We start from the raw sequence: 17830 nt of genomic DNA on the forward strand, positions 1-17830 counted from the left end.
CGCGCCATGTACGCATTCGAATTCGAACGGCCGAAAACGGTCGAGGACGCTGTCGCGGCGCTCAAGTCCGACGAGGCGCAGGCGCTGGGGGGCGGGCAGACCCTGATCCCCACGCTGAAAAGCCGCCTCGCCGCGCCCGCGAAACTGGTGAGCCTGCAGGGCATCGACACGATGAAATTCGTGAAGGCCGAGGGCGGGGTGCTGTCGGTCGGTGGCGGCACGCCGCATGCCGTGGTCGCGGCCGAGGCCGCGAAGTCCTACCCCGGGCTGGCGGCGCTGGCGGGCAACATCGGCGACCCCTCGGTGCGCAACAAGGGGACGGTGGGCGGCAGCCTTGCCAATAACGACCCCTCGGCCTGCTACCCCTCGGCGGCGCTTGCCTCGGGCGCGACCATCGTGACCGACCACCGCGAGATCGCGGCGGACGACTTCTTCGACGGGCTCTTCACCACGGCGCTGGAGGAGGGCGAGATCATCACCGAGGTGCGTTTCCCGATCCCGGAGGCCGCGAACTACCAGAAGTTCGAACAGCCGGCCTCGCGCTTCGCCCTCGTGGGGGTCTTCGTCGCGAAGTTCTCCGATGGTGTGCGGGTCGCGGTGACGGGGGCCTCGGGTGACGGGGTGTTCCGCTGGACCGAGGCCGAGGAAGCACTGTCGAAAAGCTTCACGCCCGAGGCGCTCAAGGAACTGACGGTCGACGACAGCGACATGATCGAGGATCTGCACGGCTCGGCCGCCTATCGCGCACATCTGGTCAAGGTGATGACCGGGCGCGCGGTGGCCGCGGCGGGTTAGGCACAAAACTCTTCGAAGAGTTTTGCAAATTCCTTCGAAGGAATTTGTCTGGTGGCGCTCCGGGGGGAAACCTTCGGGGCGTTTCCGTTGGCGGGGCGGTTGCCGAACCCCCCCCCCCGGGGTCCGAGCGCCGGTCAGCGCGCGGCGAGATGCGCCTTGAGCCCGTCCGGGAACAGCCGGATCCGGCCGGGCTGGTCAAGGCTGTCGGGCGCGTACCAGCCCGCGTGGCAGGGGGTGCCCTCGTCTTCGTGAAAGGCGATGCGCTCCACCCCGTCAAAGGCGCCCTCGGGAAAGGCCACGTCGAACAGTGCGAGGATCTCGTGCCCGGGCGCGCCCTCGTGCCGATACAGGTTCTCAAGGAAGACCGGCGGGCCCAGCACCTCGATCGCGATGCCCAGCTCTTCCGCGAATTCGCGTCGCACGGCGGCCTCGGCGGTCTCGCCGAAATGCACCGTGCCGCCCAACGGGCGCACGCCTTTCACGCGGCCCGCGTCGTCGGGCACCTCGGCGGCAAGAAGCCGGTCCTCGCGCCAGTGAAGGCCGAGCGCCTTGAAGCGGATCTGCGGTGGGGGGCGCCAGCGTGTCATGCCCCTTGCTAGGCCAGGGGCCGCACCGGGCGCAACAGCCCCGCCAACGGAAAACGCCCCGGGGTTTCCCCCGGGGCGTTTCTGTCTCTGCCGTCGCTGGCGCTTACGACGCCTTGGCGAGGTTACGCAGCACGTAGTGCAGCACGCCGCCGTTCTCGACGTATTCGATCTCGATCGCCGTATCGATCCGGCACTTGATCTGGATCGTCTTCTCGGTGCCGTCCGCATAGGTGATCTTGCACGGCACTTCCGACAGCGGCTTCAGGCCTTCGGCCAGCCCGCTGATCGAGAAGGTCTCGTCGCCGGTCAGGTTCAGCGATTTGCGGTTGTCGCCGCCGGTGAACTCGAACGGGATGACGCCCATGCCGACGAGGTTCGAGCGGTGGATACGCTCGAAGCTTTCGGCGATCACGGCCTTGACGCCCAGGAGGGCGGTGCCCTTGGCCGCCCAGTCACGCGACGAGCCCGCACCGTATTCGATGCCGCCGATCACGACGAGGGGCGTACCCTCAGCCTGGTAGGCCATCGCGGCGTCGTAGATCGAGGTCTGCTCGCCGTCCGGGCCCTTGGTGTAGCCGCCCTCGACGCCGTCCAGCATCTCGTTCTTGATGCGGATGTTGGCGAAGGTGCCGCGCATCATGACTTCGTGGTTGCCGCGGCGCGAACCGTAGGAGTTGAACTCCCGCACCGGGACCTGACGTTCGACCAGGTATTTCCCGGCCGGGGTCGATTCCTTGAACGACCCGGCGGGCGAGATGTGGTCGGTCGTCACCATGTCGCCGAGGATGGCCAGTTCGCGCGCGCCCTCGATGTCCGAGATCGTGCCCGGCTCCTTCGACATGCCCTGGAAGTAGGGCGGGTTCTGCACGTAGGTCGACGAGGCCGGCCAGTCGTAGGTCTCGCTGTCGGTGGTTTCCACCGCCTGCCACTTCTCGTCGCCCTTGAACACGTCGGCGTATTTCGCCTGGAAGGCCTCGCGCGTCACCGTCTTGTGGACGAGATCGGCGATCTCCTTCTGGGTCGGCCAGACGTCCTTGAGGTAGACCGGCTTGCCGTCCTTGCCTTCGCCCAGCGGCTCCGACGTCAGGTCGATGTTCATGTCGCCGGCCAGCGCGTATGCCACGACCAGCGGCGGGGACGCCAGGTAGTTGGCGCGCACGTCGGGGCTGATCCGACCCTCGAAGTTGCGGTTGCCCGAGAGGACCGATACCGCGACGAGGTCGTTGTCGGCGATCGACTTGGAGATCTCGGGCTGCAGCGGGCCCGAGTTGCCGATGCAGGTGGTGCAGCCGTAGCCCACGAGGTTGAAGCCGATGGCGTCGAGATCCTCCTGCAGGCCCGCGGCCTCGAGGTATTCCGACACGACCTGCGACCCGGGGGCGAGCGACGTCTTGACCCACGGCTTGCGGTTCAGACCCAGTTCGCGCGCCTTGCGGGCGACGAGGCCCGCGCCGATCATCACGTAGGGGTTCGAGGTGTTGGTGCACGAGGTGATCGAGGCGATCACGACCGAGCCGTCACGCAGCTTGTAATCCTCGCCCGAGACGGCGCCCGTCTTGCGCGGGTCCGACCCGTTGGTCGAGGCCGCGGTCGGGCCTTCGGCGGCCATTTCTTTGGCTTCGATATCGGCATCGACACCACGATAGTCGCACACGACGTTGTAGAAGGCTTGCGCGGCGTTGGTCAGCGGCTGGTAATCCTGCGGGCGCTTCGGGCCCGAGATCGCCGGCACGATCGTGCCCATGTCAAGTTCAAGCGTCGACGAGTAGACCGGCGCGTAATCCGCGTCGCGCCACAGGCCCTGTGCCTTGGAATAGGCTTCGACCAGCGCGATGCGGTCCTTGTCGCGGCCCGACATTTCCAGGTAGCGCAGGGTCTCGTCGTCGACCGGGAAGAAGCCGCAGGTCGCGCCGTATTCCGGCGCCATGTTGGCGATCGTCGCGCGGTCCGGCAGCGGCAGGCGGTCAAGGCCGTCCCCCCAGAATTCCACGAACTTGCCGACCACGCCGTGCTTGCGCAGCATCTCGACGACCTTGAGCACGAGGTCGGTGCCGGTGGTGCCTTCGACCATCGTGCCGGTAAGCTTGAAGCCCACGACTTCCGGGATCAGCATCGAGATCGGCTGACCCAGCATCGCGGCCTCGGCCTCGATGCCGCCCACGCCCCAGCCCAGCACGCCCAGGCCGTTGATCATGGTGGTGTGGCTGTCGGTGCCGACGAGGGTGTCGGGATAGGCCACCATCTCGCCGTTCTGGTCGGTGTCGGTCCAGGTCGCCTGGGCCAGGTATTCCAGGTTCACCTGGTGGCAGATCCCGGTGCCCGGCGGCACGACGCGGAAGTTCTGGAACGCCTTCTGACCCCACTTGAGGAAGGTGTAGCGTTCGATGTTGCGCTCGTACTCGCGGTCGACGTTCATCTGGAACGCGCGCGGGTTGCCGAATTCGTCGATCATCACCGAGTGGTCGATCACCAGATCGACCGCGTTCAGCGGGTTGATCTTCTGCGCGTCCCCGCCCAGGCCGATGATGCCGTCACGCATCGCGGCAAGGTCGACCACGGCGGGCACGCCGGTGAAGTCCTGCATCAGCACGCGGGCCGGGCGGTAAGCGATCTCGCGCGGGTTCTGGCCGCCCTTGTCGGCCCATTCGGAAAACGCCTTGATGTCGTCGACCGAGACGGTCTTGCCGTCCTCGAACCGCAGCATGTTCTCGAGCACCACCTTCAGCGAGGCGGGCAGGCGGGCGAACTTGCCCAGGCCCGCCTTCTCGGCGGCCGGGATCGAGTAATAGGCGTAGCTGCTGCCGCCGGCCTCGAGGGTCTGGCGGGTTTTCTGGCTGTCGTGTCCGACGGTGACACTCATGGCGGCCTCCTACGTGGATAAAGCTGGCTGTCCCTGCGTCCTCATGCCTCAAGGGGGCAGGGGGTGCAAGGGAATCGTGGGCTTTGTATACAGTTGTATGCCGAAAAAGCCAGAGCGTATTTCCTCCGGCAACGGCGCCTCCCCTGCCAGATGTGGTGATGCACGAATGCGTCAGTTACAGCCGCTCGCAAAACCTTGATTGGTCGCGCGCGCGTAGGCTGATTACAAGCCGTGGCCACGAGGAGATATTAGAGATTGGTTTGATGCGCGGTATTTCAGGCGCTGCCATCTGTCTGTGGCTGGCATTTTCCGGGGCCGCGCTCGCCGATCAGGCAGCGGCTCCCGCCCGGACGGTGGTGGTGGAACTCTACACCTCCCAGGGCTGTTCGTCGTGCCCCCCCGCGGATGAACTTCTGGGGCAGATCGCCAGGCATGATGGCGTGATCGCGCTGGGTTTTCACGTCGATTACTGGGATTACATCGGCTGGAAGGACGAGTTCGGCTCGGCCGACTGGACCCTGCGGCAGAAGAATTACGCCCGTGCCGCGGGCAACCGCACGATCTACACACCGCAGATGATCGTCGAGGGCGAGACCCGGGTCGTCGGCTACAAGCCGATGGAACTCGCCACGCTGATCCACAAGACCGGGGCGCAGCCCGCGCCGGCGACGCTGACGCTGTCGCGCAAGGGCGCGACCCTGACGATCCGCGCCACGGCGGCAAAGCCCTTCGACAAGCCCGCCGACGTGCAACTGGTCCGCTACATCCCCGAACGTCGCGTCGCGATCCGGCGGGGCGAGAACGCGGGCCGCACCATGGATTACCACAACATCGTCACCGCGCTCGACGTGCTCGGCACCTGGGACGGGGCGCAACCGTTCGAGGCGGAGGTGAAGCTTTCCGGCGACCAGCCCGGCGCGGTCCTGATCCAGGCGCCCGGCCCGGGCGAGATCTACGCCGCGGCCCGGGTCTCCGCCGAGTAGGGCGCCGGTCGGCGTCCTTCCCCGGGCTGCGCGCCGCAGCCGCCCTTCGCAACCGCGCCTTGCCGGTTTCGCACTCAGCCGCCCTGTTCGCCGCGCGCGGCGGCGGCCCGCTTGGCGCGGCGCGCCTCCGCGCCCTCGCGGTGCCAGACGTAGATCCCGGCGCCGACGATCACCGCCCCGCCCGCGATCGTCCCGGCATCCGGCCATTCGGCAAAGAACAGCGCGCCCCAGAGCGCGGCATAGATGAGCTCGATATAGGCGAAGGGTGCGATCGCGCCGGCCTCCGACAGGCTGAAGGCCCGGATCAGGAAGAACTGCCCGCCCGAGCCCAGCACCGCGAGCGCGGCAAAGGCCCAGAGGTCTCCCGCCGCCACCGGACGCCAGACCCCAGGCAGGGCCAGGCTGGTCACCAGTGCCCCCAGCAGCGCGGTATAGAGCAGCGAGGTCCAGACACTCTCGGACTGTCCGACCCGGCGGGTGAAAAGGACATAGGCGGCATAGCAGAAGGCGGTGGCCAGCGGCAGCAGGGCCGAGGGGGCGAAGACGCTGCTGCCCGGCCGTATCACGATCAGCGCGCCGATCATGGCGGCGACGATACCGGCGATCCGGCGCGGCCCGATCGTCTCGCCCAGGAACAGCGCGGCCCCGAGGGTGATCAGCAGCGGCGCCAGCTCCGCGATCGCCGTGGCATCGGCCAGCCCGACGTACCTGAGGCTGAGAAAGAAGAACCCCGTCGCACCCAGCTGCGCGATTGAGCGCAGCACCTGCAGGCCGGGATAGCGGGTGCGCAGCACCGTCCGCAGCCGTGGCGCCAGTGCCAGCGCGACCACCGCGCATTGTCCGGTATAGCGCGCCCAGATCACCTGCCATGTCGGGTAGGCCCCGACCAGGTGCTTGGCCGTCGCGTCGAGCAGGGTGAACAGCAGCCCCGCCAGCAGCATCGCGGCGATGCCTTTCGTCGTGACTGCGGTTGACATGGATCCCTCTCTCCTGCGGCGAAAGGCGGACGCTAGGGGCGCGCACGGCGAAAGGCAAGCCGCCCGTTCCGGCGCCTCCTCTCGCGCGATCGGGCTTCCGCCGCGCCATGCCAAGGGCAGATCGTCGGCCACAAGCCGGCGCGGATGCTTTCCCACTTTCTGCTCGAAAATATCCCACGGGGGTGCGGGGGTGTGAAACCCCCGCGGATGCGGTGGGTGCGGGGCTCCCCTGATGGATGCAGCGCGGGCGCCGATCCTGCCTCTCCACCGCGACACACCGCTCGGCCCTCCCCTGTCTTCCCCATCCTTCCCGCCATCTTGCCGCCGCCCCGCCTTGCATGGCCGCCCCGCCTTGCATGGCCGCCCCGCCTTGCATGGGCGCACTGCCGCGTTACGCTGCCCTGAACGAGGGAGGGATGCGATGCGACTGATCGTCAACGGCACGACGCACGAGGTCGACGCGGAAGACCGGATGCCGCTCCTGTGGGTTCTGCGCGACATCCTCGGTCTGCACGGCACCAAGTACGGCTGCGGCATCGCGCAATGCGGCGCCTGCACGGTCTGGCTGGGGGGCGAGGCCGTGCGGTCCTGCCAGACCGCGCTTGGCGATGTCGACCAGCCGGTGACGACGATCGAGGGGCTCGGCGCACCCGGCGCGCTGCATGCGGTCCAGCAGGCCTGGGTGACGCATCAGGTGGCGCAATGCGGCTATTGCCAGTCGGGGCAGATCATGCAGGCGGCGGCGCTGCTGGCCGCCACGCCCGCCCCGACGGATTCCGAGATCGACGATGCGATGCAGGGCAACCTCTGCCGCTGCGGTACCTATCCGCGGATCCGCGCGGCGATCCATGCCGCGGCCGCGAAGCTGAAGGAGGGGTGAACCATGCCGCGAACCGGACGCATTGCCCGCCGCACCTTCCTCGTGGGTTCCGCGCTTGTCGGCGGGGGGCTGGCGTTCGGGATCTGGCGCTACCTGACCCCCGGGCCGAACCCGCTGAAGGCCGGGCTGAAGGCGGGGCAGGCCGCGCTCACGCCCTACGTGCTGATCGCGCCGGGCGGCATCACCGTGATCGCCCCGCGTGCCGCCATGGGGCAGGGGGCGCAATCGGCGCTGGCGCTGCTTCTCGCCGAGGAGATGGATCTCGACTGGGACAGGGTCGCGGTGGCGCATGGTCCGCCCTCGGCCACCTACTACAACGGTGCGGTGCTGGCCGAGGGGCTGCCCTTCGCCCCCACCGACCGCTCGACCCAGGCCGAACTTGCGCGCGAGGCCGGCGATGTCCTGGCAAAGTTCCTCGGGCTGCAGATCACCGGCGGGTCGTCCTCGATCCCCGACGGGTTCGACAAGATGCGTCGGGCGGGGGCGGCCGCGCGGGCGGTGATGCTGCAGGCGGCGGCAGCCCGTTCGGGCCAGCCGTTGGAGGCACTGCGCACCGGGGCCTCGGCTGTGATCCTGCCCGGCGGCGGGCGGATTCCCTACACCGCCCTGATCGCCGAGGCGGCGGGGATCGACCCGCCCGCGGACCCGCCGCTGAAGCCGCGCGGCGACTGGCGGCTGATCGGCCGCGAGGTGCCGCGCAAGGGCATGGTCGCGCGGTCCACCGGGACGGAGCTTTACGGCATCGACATGGTGCTGCCGGGGATGGCTTATGCCACCGTCCGACGAGCGCCGCAGCTCGGCGCCGGGGTGGACCGGATCGACATGACCAGGGCACGGGCGGCGCGGGGCGTGCGCAAGGTGGTCGAGATCCCGGGCGGCTTCGCGGTGATCGCCGACAACACCTGGCGCGCCTTCCAGGCCGCTGACCTGGTCGAGGTGACATGGGCGCCTGCCGCCTATCCTGCCACGACCGAGGCGATGTTCGCCGAGGTGGCGGGCTCGTTCACCGCGGATCGCCGCGACAGCCGGTTCACGGACGTGGGCGACGTCGACGCCATGCTGCGCCAGGACGTGCCGGGGGAGGCCCGCGGGAAGGAAGGCGGAGGGCAGGAAGGCGCGGTTCAGCAGGGCGAATTGATCGCGGCCGAGTACCGCGCGCCCTATCTCGCCCATGCGCCGATGGAGCCGATGAACGCCACCGCCTGGCTGAAGGACGGGCATTTGACGATCTGGGCCGGCTGCCAGGTGCCGCTCTATGCCGCCTCGGCGGCGGCCAAGGCGGCGGGCGTCCCGCCGGAGGCGGTGACGCTGCACGTGTTGCCGATGGGCGGCAGCTTCGGCCGGCGGCTCGAGGACGATTTCATCGCCCAGGCGGCGCAGGTCGCCCGCGCCGTGCCGGGCGTTCCGGTCAAGATGACCTGGTCGCGCGAAGAGGACATGACCCACGATTTCTGCCGCCCCCTCGGCATGGCGCGGGGGCGCGGCCGGGTGGCGCGCGGCAAGGTGGTGGCGATGGACCTGGCGATTGCCGCGCCGTCGACCACTGCGTCGCAGATGGGGCGGCTGGGGCTGCCGTCGGTGGGGCCGGACACGGCGATCGTTGCCGGCGCGTGGGATCAGCCCTTCGCCATTCCCGCGCGGCGCGTGACCGGTTATCGCGTGCCGGAGATGGCGCCGGTCAGTTCGTGGCGGTCGGTGGGGGCCTCGCTCAACGGGTTCTTCCACGAGGGGGTAATGGCCGAGCTGATCCACGCCGCCGGCGCCGACCCGCTGGCCGAGCGTCTGCGGCTGGTCGATGACGACGCCAGCCGCCGGGTGCTGGAGGCGGTGGGGGAGCTGTCGGCCTGGGGGCGCGCCGATCTGCCCAAGGGTTGGGGCCGGGGGCTGGCCTTCACGCTTTCCTTCGGGGTGCCGGTGGCCGAGGTGGTGGATGTCGAGGCGACGGCGGCGGGGATAGCGCTCCGCCGGGTCTACATCGCGGCCAACCTCGGGGTCGTCGTGGATCCGCGCAATGTCGAGGCGCAGATGACCGGCGGGGCGATCTGGGGGCTGGGCCACGCGATGGGGGCCGAGATCACGTTCGATGGTGGCGCGATCGAGCAGGGGAACTTTGACAGCTACCCGTTCCTGAGGATCAATCAGTGCCCCGTGTTCCACACCCGGGCGCTGGAAATGGGCGACCGCGTTCATGGCATCGGGGAGCCTTGCGTGCCGCCCGCGGCACCCGCCCTCGCCGCAGCGATCTTTGCCGCCACGGGCAAGCGGCTGCGGCAGATGCCTTTTTCGAAGGAGGTCGATTTCGCCTGAGACGCTGGGTCGGTGCGGGATCCCCGCGGTGCCGAGTGGCAATATCACGAAAAAGTTACCTGACGCCTCGCCTCATGGTTGCGTGATCGGCCGGCTCGGGGCGGCGCAGACCTTTCCTCCCCCGCTGTTTCCCGCCAGACATGAGGGGACCCTGCGGCGCCTCGGCGCGGCGGGAGGGCGCGGGAGGCGTCCGATGACAGGGAGGATCGCCATGCGCGAGATGAGGGCAGGGGCCGTGTGCCCCGTGACGGCACCATGCTGACCGTTGTGGGCAAGGGCGGCGGCAAGGACGGCGAGCCGGGCAGGCAACCGGGCGGACAGCCGGGCAGCGCGCCGAAGAAGCGGCGCGAGGCTGTGCGCTTCGAGGGCGTGAACATCGAGTTCGGCACCCCCGGCAAGACGGTGTTCCGCGCCGTCGAGGACGCCGACCTGACCATCGCCGAGGGCGAGTTCGTGGCCATCGTCGGCCCCACCGGCTGCGGCAAGTCCACGCTTCTGAACGCGGCGGCGGGGTTGCTCACGCCCGCGGCGGGGCGGGTGTCGATCTTCGGCGCGCCGCTCTCGGGGCTGAACCACGATGCGGGCTACCTGTTCCAGCAAGAGGCGCTGATGCCCTGGAAGACGGCGCTGGAGAACGTGGCGATCGGCCTGCAGACGGCGGGCACGCCCAGGCGCGAGGCCCGGGCCGAGGCCCGCGAATGGCTGCGCCGCGTGGGCCTGCATACCTTCGCCGACCGCTATCCCCACATGCTCTCGGGCGGGCAGCGCAAGCGTGTCGCCATGGCGCAGGTGCTGATCCGCGACCCGCAGATCATCCTGATGGACGAACCCTTCGGTCCGCTGGACGCCCAGACCCGGCTGATCATGGGCGACCTGCTGCTGCGGCTCTGGTCCGAGATGAAGAAGGCCGTGCTGTTCGTCACCCATGACCTGGAAGAGGCGATCAGCCTTGCCGACCGGGTTGTCATCATGTCGGCGGGGCCGGCGGCGCGGATCATCGGGGATTTCCCGATCACCCTCGCGCGGCCCCGCGACATCTCCGAAATCAAGCTGATGCCGGAATTCCAGACACTGCATCGCGACATCTGGCACATGCTGAAGGCCGAGGTGCTCAAGGCCTACCCGGACCTGACCATGGGGGGCGAACAATGAGCCGCGTGACGCTGACGACGCTTCAGGTGCTGGTCGCCGTGGTGCTGATCCTCTGCTGGCAGCTGGCCTCGACCACCCATATCATCGGCGACCCGCAGAACATCGCCTTCTTCTTCTCGACCCCCGTCGACGTGGCGCAGCAGGTCTGGGATTGGTTCGCCTCGGGCTCGATCTGGTACAACCTCTGGATCACGTTGCTGGAATCGATCCTGTCGTTCCTGATCGGTGCCATCGCGGCGGTCATCCTTGGCTTCTGGTTCGCGCGCAAACCCAAGCTGGGCGCGGTGTTCGACCCCTATGTGAAGGGCGCGAACGCCATGCCGCGGGTGGTGCTGGCGCCGATCTTTACGCTGTGGTTCGGGCTGGGGATCTGGTCCAAGGTGGCGCTGGGGTTCACGCTGGTGTTCTTCATCGTCTTCTTCAACGTGGTCCAGGGCGTGAGAGAGGTCGACCGCACGATCCTGTCGAACGGCCGCATGCTGGGCATGTCGGAACGCCAGCTTCTGCGCCACATCTACCTGCCCTCCGCGCTGTCGTGGGTGTTCTCGTCGCTGCACACCTCGATCGGCTTTGCCGTCGTGGGGGCGGTGGTGGGCGAATACCTCGGCTCGGCGGCGGGCCTCGGTTACCTGATCCAGCAGGCCGAGGGGATGTTCGACATCGCGGGGGTGTTCGCGGGGATGTTCGTCCTTGCCGCCTTCGTCATCGCCATCGACTACGGCGTCACCCTGATCGAGCGCCGCCTGCTGGTCTGGCGCCCGCAGGTGCATGCCGAAAGCTGATACAAGACCGCAGACAGCAATCCGCCCCGGGGAGAGGGCGGCCACATGGAGGAGACAGAGATGAAGGCATTGAGAACGCTGATGGTGGCGGGCGCCGCCGCGCTGGCGCTGGCCGGTACCGCGCAGGCCGAGGATGCGCCGACGGTCAAGCTGGCGATCGGGGGCGCGGGCTGCCTGTGTTACCTGCCGACCGTGCTGGCCAAGCAGCTGGGCATGTACAAGAAGGCCGGGCTGAACGTCGACATGGTGAACTTCAAGGGCGGTAGCCAGGCACTGACCGCGGTGATCGGCGGGTCTGCCGACGTGGTGTCGGGTTATTTCGACCACACGGTGGAGCTGGCGGCCAAGCACCAGAAGCTGAAATCCTTCGTCGTCTACGACAAGTTCCCGGGCCTCGTGCTGGTCGTCTCGCCCAAGGAGACGGGCAAGATCACCTCGGTCAAGGACCTCAAGGGCAAGAACGTGGGGGTTTCCGCCCCGGGCTCCTCGACCGATTTCTTCCTGAAGTACGAGCTGGGTAAGGCCGGGCTGAAGCCCGACGCGGCGGCGGTGATCGGCGTGGGCCTTGGCGGCACCGCCATCGCGGCGATGGAACAGGGCCGGATCGACGCGGCGGTCATGCTCGACCCGGCGGTCACGATCTTGCAGGACAAGTACAAGGACCTGAAGCTCCTGTCCGACACCCGGACCGAGAAGGACACCGTCGCGACCTTCGGCGGCAACTACCCGGGCGGGGCCTTCTACGCCCGCGCGAACTGGATCGACGGCCACCAGAAGGAGGCCCAGATGATGACCAACGCCATGGTCGCCACGCTGAAGTGGATCCACAGCCACAAGCCCGAAGAGATCATGGCCAAGATGCCGCCCGAGATGGTGGGCAAGGACAAGGCCACCTACCTCGCCGCGTTGAAGAACACGATCCCGATGTATTCGACCGACGGGATGATGGATCCGAAGGGCGCAGAGGCGGTGCTGAAGGTCTTCTCGCAGGGCGATCCGGAGGTGGCGAAGGCCAATATCGACATCACCGACACCTACACCAACGAATTCGCCAAGAAGGCGACCGGGATGTAACGCGCCCTTTCGGCTTGCACGACAGGAGGGCCCGGCGGTTCGCGCCGGGCCCTTTTCCTTTCAAAGGGAACGCGCGGTCGGGAGGACCGGCCCCGTGCGGCTGCGTGGGTCAGATGGGCCGACCCCCACACACAAGCCTCTACCTTGAAAACACATTCATCTATGTGCATGATGCTTGCAGGCCCGCGGCGCGGGCGGGGCGTCGGGGAGGGCGCCCGGAGGAGGGCGCTCTGCACATGCTCGACAGCACCGAGGCCGGATCGGGGCGGGACTGGACCGCCATCGTGCCGCCGGAACGGCCCTATCCCGGGCCGCTGTTCCTGTATCATTTCGTCCGCAACCCGCTGCGTTGCTTGCCGAAATCGGCCTATGAGGAGCCGATCGTTCCCTACCGGATCGGCGCGCTCAGAACCGCCTGGGTCACCGATCCCGCGCTGACCGAGCGGATCTTCCTGGCCGAGCACGCCAACTTTCCCAAGCCGCCGCTGGAAAGCCGGGTCTTCTCGGAACCGCTCGGCCAGTCGATCCTGACCTCGCAGGGGGAGGATTGGCGCTGGCAGCGGCAGGCCGTCGCGGGCCTGTTCCGGCACGAGGAGATCCTGCGCCGCACCCCGGACATGGCCCGCGCGGCGCGCAACCTGCTGGCACGCTGGCAGGCCGAGGGCGCGCGCGGCCCGCGGCGCATCGACCGCGACCTGACGGGCGCGACCTACGAGGCGATTTCGCACACCCTCTTCGGCGGAGCGGCGATGCCGGAGGCGGGGGATATCCAGACCGCGGTCGACGAATACCTCAACGCGACCAGCTGGGAGATCGCGGCGGCGCTCTCGGGGCTGCCGGGCTGGGGCTGGCACCCGGGCCGCGCCCGGCTGAGCCGCGCCGCGCGGCGGATGCGCGCCGCAGTGGAGCGGCTGGTCGATCGCTGGGGGGCGGGGCCCGACCGTCATGGCAACCATCTGATGGGCAGGCTGCTTGAGGCCGAGGAACCGGGGCGCGGCCCGATCTCGCGCGAGCGGCTGGTGAACAACCTGCTGACCTTTCTCAACGCCGGGCACGAAACCACCGGCAAGGCGCTGATCTGGACCCTTTACCTGCTGTCACGGGAACCGCGCTGGCAGGAACGCCTGCGTGACGAGGCCTTCGCGGTGGCGGGCAACGCGCCGATCGGACCGGAGCATGTGGAGCGGTTGACGCTGACCCGACAGATCTTTGAAGAGGCGATGCGGCTTTACGCGCCGGCGCCGGTACTGACCCGGCAGGCGGTCGAGGCCTGCGACCTGGGTGGCGTCCGCATCGATGCGGGCGAAGTGATCTTCATCCCGATCTGGGCGATCCATCGGCACCGCGCGCTCTGGCCCGAGCCGGAAAAGTTCCGCCCCGAACGTTTCGCCCCCGCCGCCCGCGGCGCGATCCGGCGGACACAATACCTGCCCTTCGGCTTCGGGCCGCGGATCTGCATCGGTGCCACCTTCGCGCGGATCGAGGGCTGCGCGATGCTTGCCACGCTGCTGCGCGGGGCGCGGTTCGACTGGCCCGGAGGCCCCCCGCCGGAGCCGCTGGGCCGTGTCACGCTCTGGCCCCGGGGCGGGATGCGGTTGAACGTGACGCTGCTGCACTAGGGCGGGCCGACGTCCGATGGTGCTCAGCCAGCAGGCGGGGCGCCAAGCTGCTGCTCGGCCCGGCGCAGGCGCAGGACGCTCATCGAGATATGGGCGCGGCGGATCAGCCCGGCCGCCGCCATGTCGCCAATCTTCACTGCGTCGCCGATCGCGGCGATCTCGCTTGCCAGCGTCGCCGCCTCCTGCGCGAGGTCGAGCTGCGACATCGTTTTCAGCCAGATCCGCGCGGTCTGGTAGAACAGCCGTTCGGACATCTCGCGCAGCGGCACACTTTCGGTGCAGCGCATGCAGGCGTGAAAGAAATCCTGGTTGATGCGGGCGAATTCGCGGGACTCGGGGGCCTCGGCCAGCGCCCTTGCCCGCGCCTCCAGCGTCTCGAACGCCGCGATCATCGCGGCGTCCGATGTCGCGGGCGAGAGCCGGCCGATCATCCCGGCCAGCTCCATCCTCAGCTGGTAGACCTGCATCAGTTCCTCGACCGAGACATCGGTCACCATGGTGCCCACGCCCTGGATCGAGACCAGCAGCCCCTCGCTCTCCAGTCGGGCGAGGACGCGGCGCAGGGGGGTGCGGCTGATCCCGAACTCGGCCGCCAGGATCTCTTCGCCCAGCCGGGTGCCGGGCGGGTAGTCGAGCAGGCAGATCCGGTCGCGCAACGCGACGTAGAGTCGTTCGAAACGTTCGCGCGCGGTGGTCGCGGCCGCGACGGAAGCGGCCGGGTCGTCGGGCGAACGGGTTACTGCCGCATGCTGCATCTCAACCCCATCTGCGGGAGAGGAGGCTCCCGGGATGTCCCAGTACATCTTCGCGCCCCGACCGCGTCAATCCTTCACGAACATCTTGCGCGGCCTGTCGCAGAGGCATTCCGCCGGGCCATCTTCGCGGATCAGGATGGTTTCGGTGATCTCGAGGCCCCAATCGTCCATCCACAACCCCGGCATGAAGTGAAAGGTCATGCCCGGCTCCAGTTCCGTCGTGTCCTCGGCCCGGAGCGAGATCGTCCGTTCGCCCCAGTCCGGCGGATAGCTGATGCCGACCGGGTAACCGCAGCGCGCGGCGCGGTCGATGCCCGCCCGCGCCAGAGGCCGGGCCAGCGCCGCGGCGATGTCGCAGGCGCGGTTGCCGGCGCGCGCGGCGTCCAGCCCGGCCTCCAGCCCCTCGACCAGCGCGGCTTCGGCGCGTTTCAGGTCATCGGGCGGCTGGCCGAGATAGACGGTGCGGCACAGCGGCGCGTGATAGCGGCGATAACAGCCCGAGATCTCGAAGAAGGTGGCGGCCTGGTCGGGCAGGGGGCGCCCGTCCCACGTCAGGTGCGGCGCGGCGGCATCCGTCCCCGAGGGCAAGAGCGGCACGATCGCCGGGTAGTCGCCCCATTCGCCATCGGCCCCGACCAGCGCGTCGGTATAGGCCGCGGCGACCAGTTCGTTCTTTGCCAGGCCCGGGCGGGCGCGCGCGACCAGCCCGTCGACGATACGTTCCGAGATCCGCGCGGCCTTGCGCATGAAGGTGATCTCCTCGGCGCTCTTGACGCCGCGGGCACGGTTCACCAGTGCGGTCGCGTCGATCATCTCGGCCCCCGGAAGGGACTCGACCAGCGTCAGATAGGCCTTGGCGGAAAAGTAGTAATTCTCCAGCTCAAGCCCGATCCGGGCCCGTTCGCCGCCCAGTTCGGCGATCAGTTCGGCGAGGTCCTGCATCGGGTGGCAGACCGTCGATTGCACGTAGAAATCGGCATAGAAGCGCACGTCGTCGCGGCCCATCCAGACCGTGCGATAGGCGCCGTTCGCATCCTGCCGGCGGCCCCACCAGACCGGGTCGCGGTCGGGAAACACCAGGACGCCCTGGTGCACGTAGAACGACCAGCCGTCATAGCCGGTCAGCCAGCCCATGTTCGACGGATCCTCGACGAACAATAGGTCTATCCCGGCCTCTTCCATCGACGCGCGGACCTTGGCGAGGCGGCGCTGGTATTCGGCCTGGGAAAACGGGGTGCGGGCGCTCATGTCGTCTCCTGCTGCGGGGTATTGCACCATTGTGCACATGAAGACCGATGATAACCCTGCAAAATCTGCATAATATTCCGGAAATATGGTCAGAAGTTTGCAAATTCCTGCTCAATGTGCACATCTACGCCCCAGTGACTCGGAATAAACCACAGGAGGGAGAACGAACATGAGACGCACTTTTCTGAAAGGTGTCGCCGGCGCGGTCGCGCTCGGGCTTGTGGGTGCAGGCGCCGCGGGCGCCGTGACGCTGAAAGAGGTGAAGGACCGCGGCTACATCCGCGTGGCCGTCGCGAACGAGATCCCCTACGGTTTCGTCGACCCGTCGGGGGCGGCCAAGGGCGCGGGTCCGGACGTGGCCAAGGCGGTGCTGGGCAAGATGGGCATCAAGCCCGACCAGATCCAATGGGTGGTGACAAACTTCTCGTCGCTGATCCCGGGACTTCAGGCCAACCGCTTCGACATGACCGCGGCCGAGATGGCGATCCGCCCCGAGCGGTGCCAGAAGGTGATCTATTCGGATCCGAACACCTCCTACGGCGAGGGGCTTCTGGTGAAGAAGGGTGACCCGAAGGGCCTGCACGCCTACAGCGACTTCAAGAAGGACGGCGCCAAGGTTGCCGTGATGGCCGGTGCCGACCAGCTGCAGATGCTGCAGAAGCTGGGCGTGCCGCAGGGCAACATCGTCACCATCGCCTCGAACGCCGACGCGATCTCGACCGTGTCGACCGGCCGGGCCGACGCCTATGCCGCAACCGGCCTCACGGCCAGCGAGCTCGCGAAGAAGAGCCCGAAGGTCCAGGTCGCCGGCGGCTTCAAGGACCCGGTGATCGAGGGCAAGGAGCAGCGTAGCTGGGGTGGCTTTACCTTCAACAAGGATTCCAAGGACTTCCGTGACGCGTTCGACAAGGAGCTGGACGCATTCAAGAAGACCGACAAGTGGAAGAAGATCCTTTCGGACTATGGCTTCACCGATGCCGACATCATGGGCTCGGGCAAGAAGACCACGGCCGACCTCTGCAAGTGACCGGCCGCGGCCGGATGAAGTGAAAACGGGCCGGGGCGGGGGCGCGGCATCGCGTCCCCGCCCTCCGCCATCCGAACCCTGAACCCGACACATTCGAGGAGGATACCGCTTGGTTTCCTGGACGGATTACCTCGTCCCTCTGTCGCAAGGTGCCTGGGTCACGGTCCAGCTGACGTTCTGGTCCACGATCCTCGGCGCGATCCTGTCCTTCGCGGGCGGTATCGGAAAGCTGTCGCCGATCCGGCCGGTGCGCTGGCTGTCGGTCACCTATGTCGAGGTGTTCCGCGGCACCTCGCTGCTGGTGCAGCTCTTCTGGCTCTATTTCGCGCTGCCGGTCGCGGGGGATGCGATCGGCGTGAACCTGCGCCTGCCGCCCGTCACCGCCGGGGTGCTGGCGCTGTCGCTCAACATCGGGGCCTACGGGGCCGAGGTGGTGCGCGGCGCGATCCAGTCGGTCAGCAAGGCACAGTACGAAGCCGCGAAGGCGATGAACTTCACCCCGCGCCAGACGCTCTGGCGCGTGGCGCTGCCCCAGGCCATCCCCGAGATGATGCCGAGCTTTTCCAACCTTGCGGTGCAGAACCTCAAGGATACCGCGCTTGCCTCGCTGATCAGCCTGGGCGATCTGGCCTTCAAGGCCGAGCAGTTGCGGAACTACTATCAGGATTCGACGACCGTCTACACGATCGTCCTCTTCATGTATTTCGGCATGGCGCTGGTGCTGTCGGTGCTGATGCGCCTTCTGGAACGCAATGTCGGCCGCTGGCGCGGCGCCCGGAGGTGA

The 17830-nt window shown here is 68.1% G+C and carries 15 protein-coding genes; 10 read left to right on the forward strand and 5 right to left on the reverse strand.

What is annotated here, in order from left to right; genetic code table 11:
* Positions 1 to 6 precede the first annotated feature (6 nt).
* On the forward strand, positions 7 to 795 hold the full coding sequence (locus CVV76_RS04640) for an FAD binding domain-containing protein (RefSeq protein WP_102223477.1): 789 nt from the start codon (positions 7 to 9) through the stop codon (positions 793 to 795).
* Positions 796 to 929: 134 nt separating this feature from the next.
* On the opposite strand, the gene CVV76_RS04645 is transcribed toward CVV76_RS04640, so the two are convergent.
* Together CVV76_RS04645 and acnA are read right to left on the reverse strand one after the other, a co-directional pair.
* A complete protein-coding gene (locus CVV76_RS04645) occupies positions 930 to 1382 on the reverse strand; it encodes an NUDIX hydrolase (protein ID WP_102223478.1) in 453 nt (150 codons plus the stop codon).
* A gap of 103 nt (positions 1383 to 1485) precedes the next feature.
* Positions 1486 to 4242, reverse strand: coding sequence for an aconitate hydratase AcnA (gene acnA, locus CVV76_RS04650; RefSeq protein ID WP_102223479.1), 2757 nt, complete (start codon positions 4240 to 4242; stop codon positions 1486 to 1488).
* Between the two features lie 263 nt (positions 4243 to 4505).
* Between acnA and CVV76_RS04655 the strand changes: the two genes are divergently transcribed.
* Positions 4506 to 5225: a DUF1223 domain-containing protein gene (locus CVV76_RS04655; RefSeq protein ID WP_102223480.1), complete on the forward strand. Its 720-nt coding sequence runs from the start codon at positions 4506 to 4508 to the stop codon at positions 5223 to 5225.
* Between the two features lie 74 nt (positions 5226 to 5299).
* On the opposite strand, the gene CVV76_RS04660 is transcribed toward CVV76_RS04655, so the two are convergent.
* On the reverse strand, positions 5300 to 6202 hold the full coding sequence (locus CVV76_RS04660; RefSeq protein ID WP_102223481.1) for a DMT family transporter: 903 nt from the start codon (positions 6200 to 6202) through the stop codon (positions 5300 to 5302).
* Positions 6203 to 6623: 421 nt separating this feature from the next.
* Here CVV76_RS04660 and CVV76_RS04665 point away from each other — a divergent pair, with 421 nt between their 5' ends.
* The 6 genes from CVV76_RS04665 to CVV76_RS04690 all read left to right on the forward strand — a co-directional run bounded on the left by CVV76_RS04665 (position 6624) and on the right by CVV76_RS04690 (position 14016).
* Complete coding sequence (locus CVV76_RS04665) at positions 6624 to 7082, forward strand: (2Fe-2S)-binding protein (RefSeq protein ID WP_102223482.1); 459 nt, start codon at positions 6624 to 6626, stop codon at positions 7080 to 7082.
* 3 nt (positions 7083 to 7085) lie between these two features.
* Entirely contained in the window at positions 7086 to 9389 is a 2304-nt protein-coding gene (locus CVV76_RS04670) for a xanthine dehydrogenase family protein molybdopterin-binding subunit (protein ID WP_102223483.1), read from the forward strand.
* Between the two features lie 255 nt (positions 9390 to 9644).
* A complete protein-coding gene (locus tag CVV76_RS04675) occupies positions 9645 to 10541 on the forward strand; it encodes an ABC transporter ATP-binding protein (protein ID WP_102223484.1) in 897 nt (298 codons plus the stop codon).
* Positions 10538 to 11323, forward strand: a complete 786-nt coding sequence (locus CVV76_RS04680) for an ABC transporter permease (protein WP_102223485.1) — start codon at positions 10538 to 10540, stop codon at positions 11321 to 11323. Before CVV76_RS04675 ends, CVV76_RS04680 begins: the two co-directional genes overlap by 4 nt.
* Positions 11324 to 11383: 60 nt before the next feature.
* A complete protein-coding gene (locus CVV76_RS04685; protein ID WP_102223778.1) occupies positions 11384 to 12397 on the forward strand; it encodes an ABC transporter substrate-binding protein in 1014 nt (337 codons plus the stop codon).
* A 236-nt stretch (positions 12398 to 12633) separates the two neighbouring features.
* A complete protein-coding gene (locus tag CVV76_RS04690; protein WP_158243095.1) occupies positions 12634 to 14016 on the forward strand; it encodes a cytochrome P450 in 1383 nt (460 codons plus the stop codon).
* Between the two features lie 23 nt (positions 14017 to 14039).
* Here the strand turns inward: CVV76_RS04690 and CVV76_RS04695 are convergent, their stop codons facing one another.
* Both CVV76_RS04695 and CVV76_RS04700 read right to left on the reverse strand, forming a co-directional pair.
* The gene (locus CVV76_RS04695; protein ID WP_102223487.1) at positions 14040 to 14771 is read right to left on the reverse strand and encodes a GntR family transcriptional regulator; all 732 of its coding nucleotides are present in this window, start codon (positions 14769 to 14771) and stop codon (positions 14040 to 14042) included.
* A gap of 66 nt (positions 14772 to 14837) precedes the next feature.
* Positions 14838 to 16019, reverse strand: a complete 1182-nt coding sequence (locus CVV76_RS04700) for a M24 family metallopeptidase (protein ID WP_102223488.1) — start codon at positions 16017 to 16019, stop codon at positions 14838 to 14840.
* Between the two features lie 169 nt (positions 16020 to 16188).
* Between CVV76_RS04700 and ehuB the strand changes: the two genes are divergently transcribed.
* Both ehuB and ehuC read left to right on the forward strand, forming a co-directional pair.
* Positions 16189 to 17046, forward strand: a complete 858-nt coding sequence (gene ehuB / locus CVV76_RS04705) for an ectoine/hydroxyectoine ABC transporter substrate-binding protein EhuB (protein ID WP_102223489.1) — start codon at positions 16189 to 16191, stop codon at positions 17044 to 17046.
* Positions 17047 to 17155: 109 nt separating this feature from the next.
* Complete coding sequence (gene ehuC / locus CVV76_RS04710; protein WP_102223490.1) at positions 17156 to 17830, forward strand: ectoine/hydroxyectoine ABC transporter permease subunit EhuC; 675 nt, start codon at positions 17156 to 17158, stop codon at positions 17828 to 17830.

Source organism: Acidimangrovimonas sediminis, from assembly GCF_002871005.1.
GTDB lineage: Bacteria > Pseudomonadota > Alphaproteobacteria > Rhodobacterales > Rhodobacteraceae > Acidimangrovimonas > Acidimangrovimonas sediminis.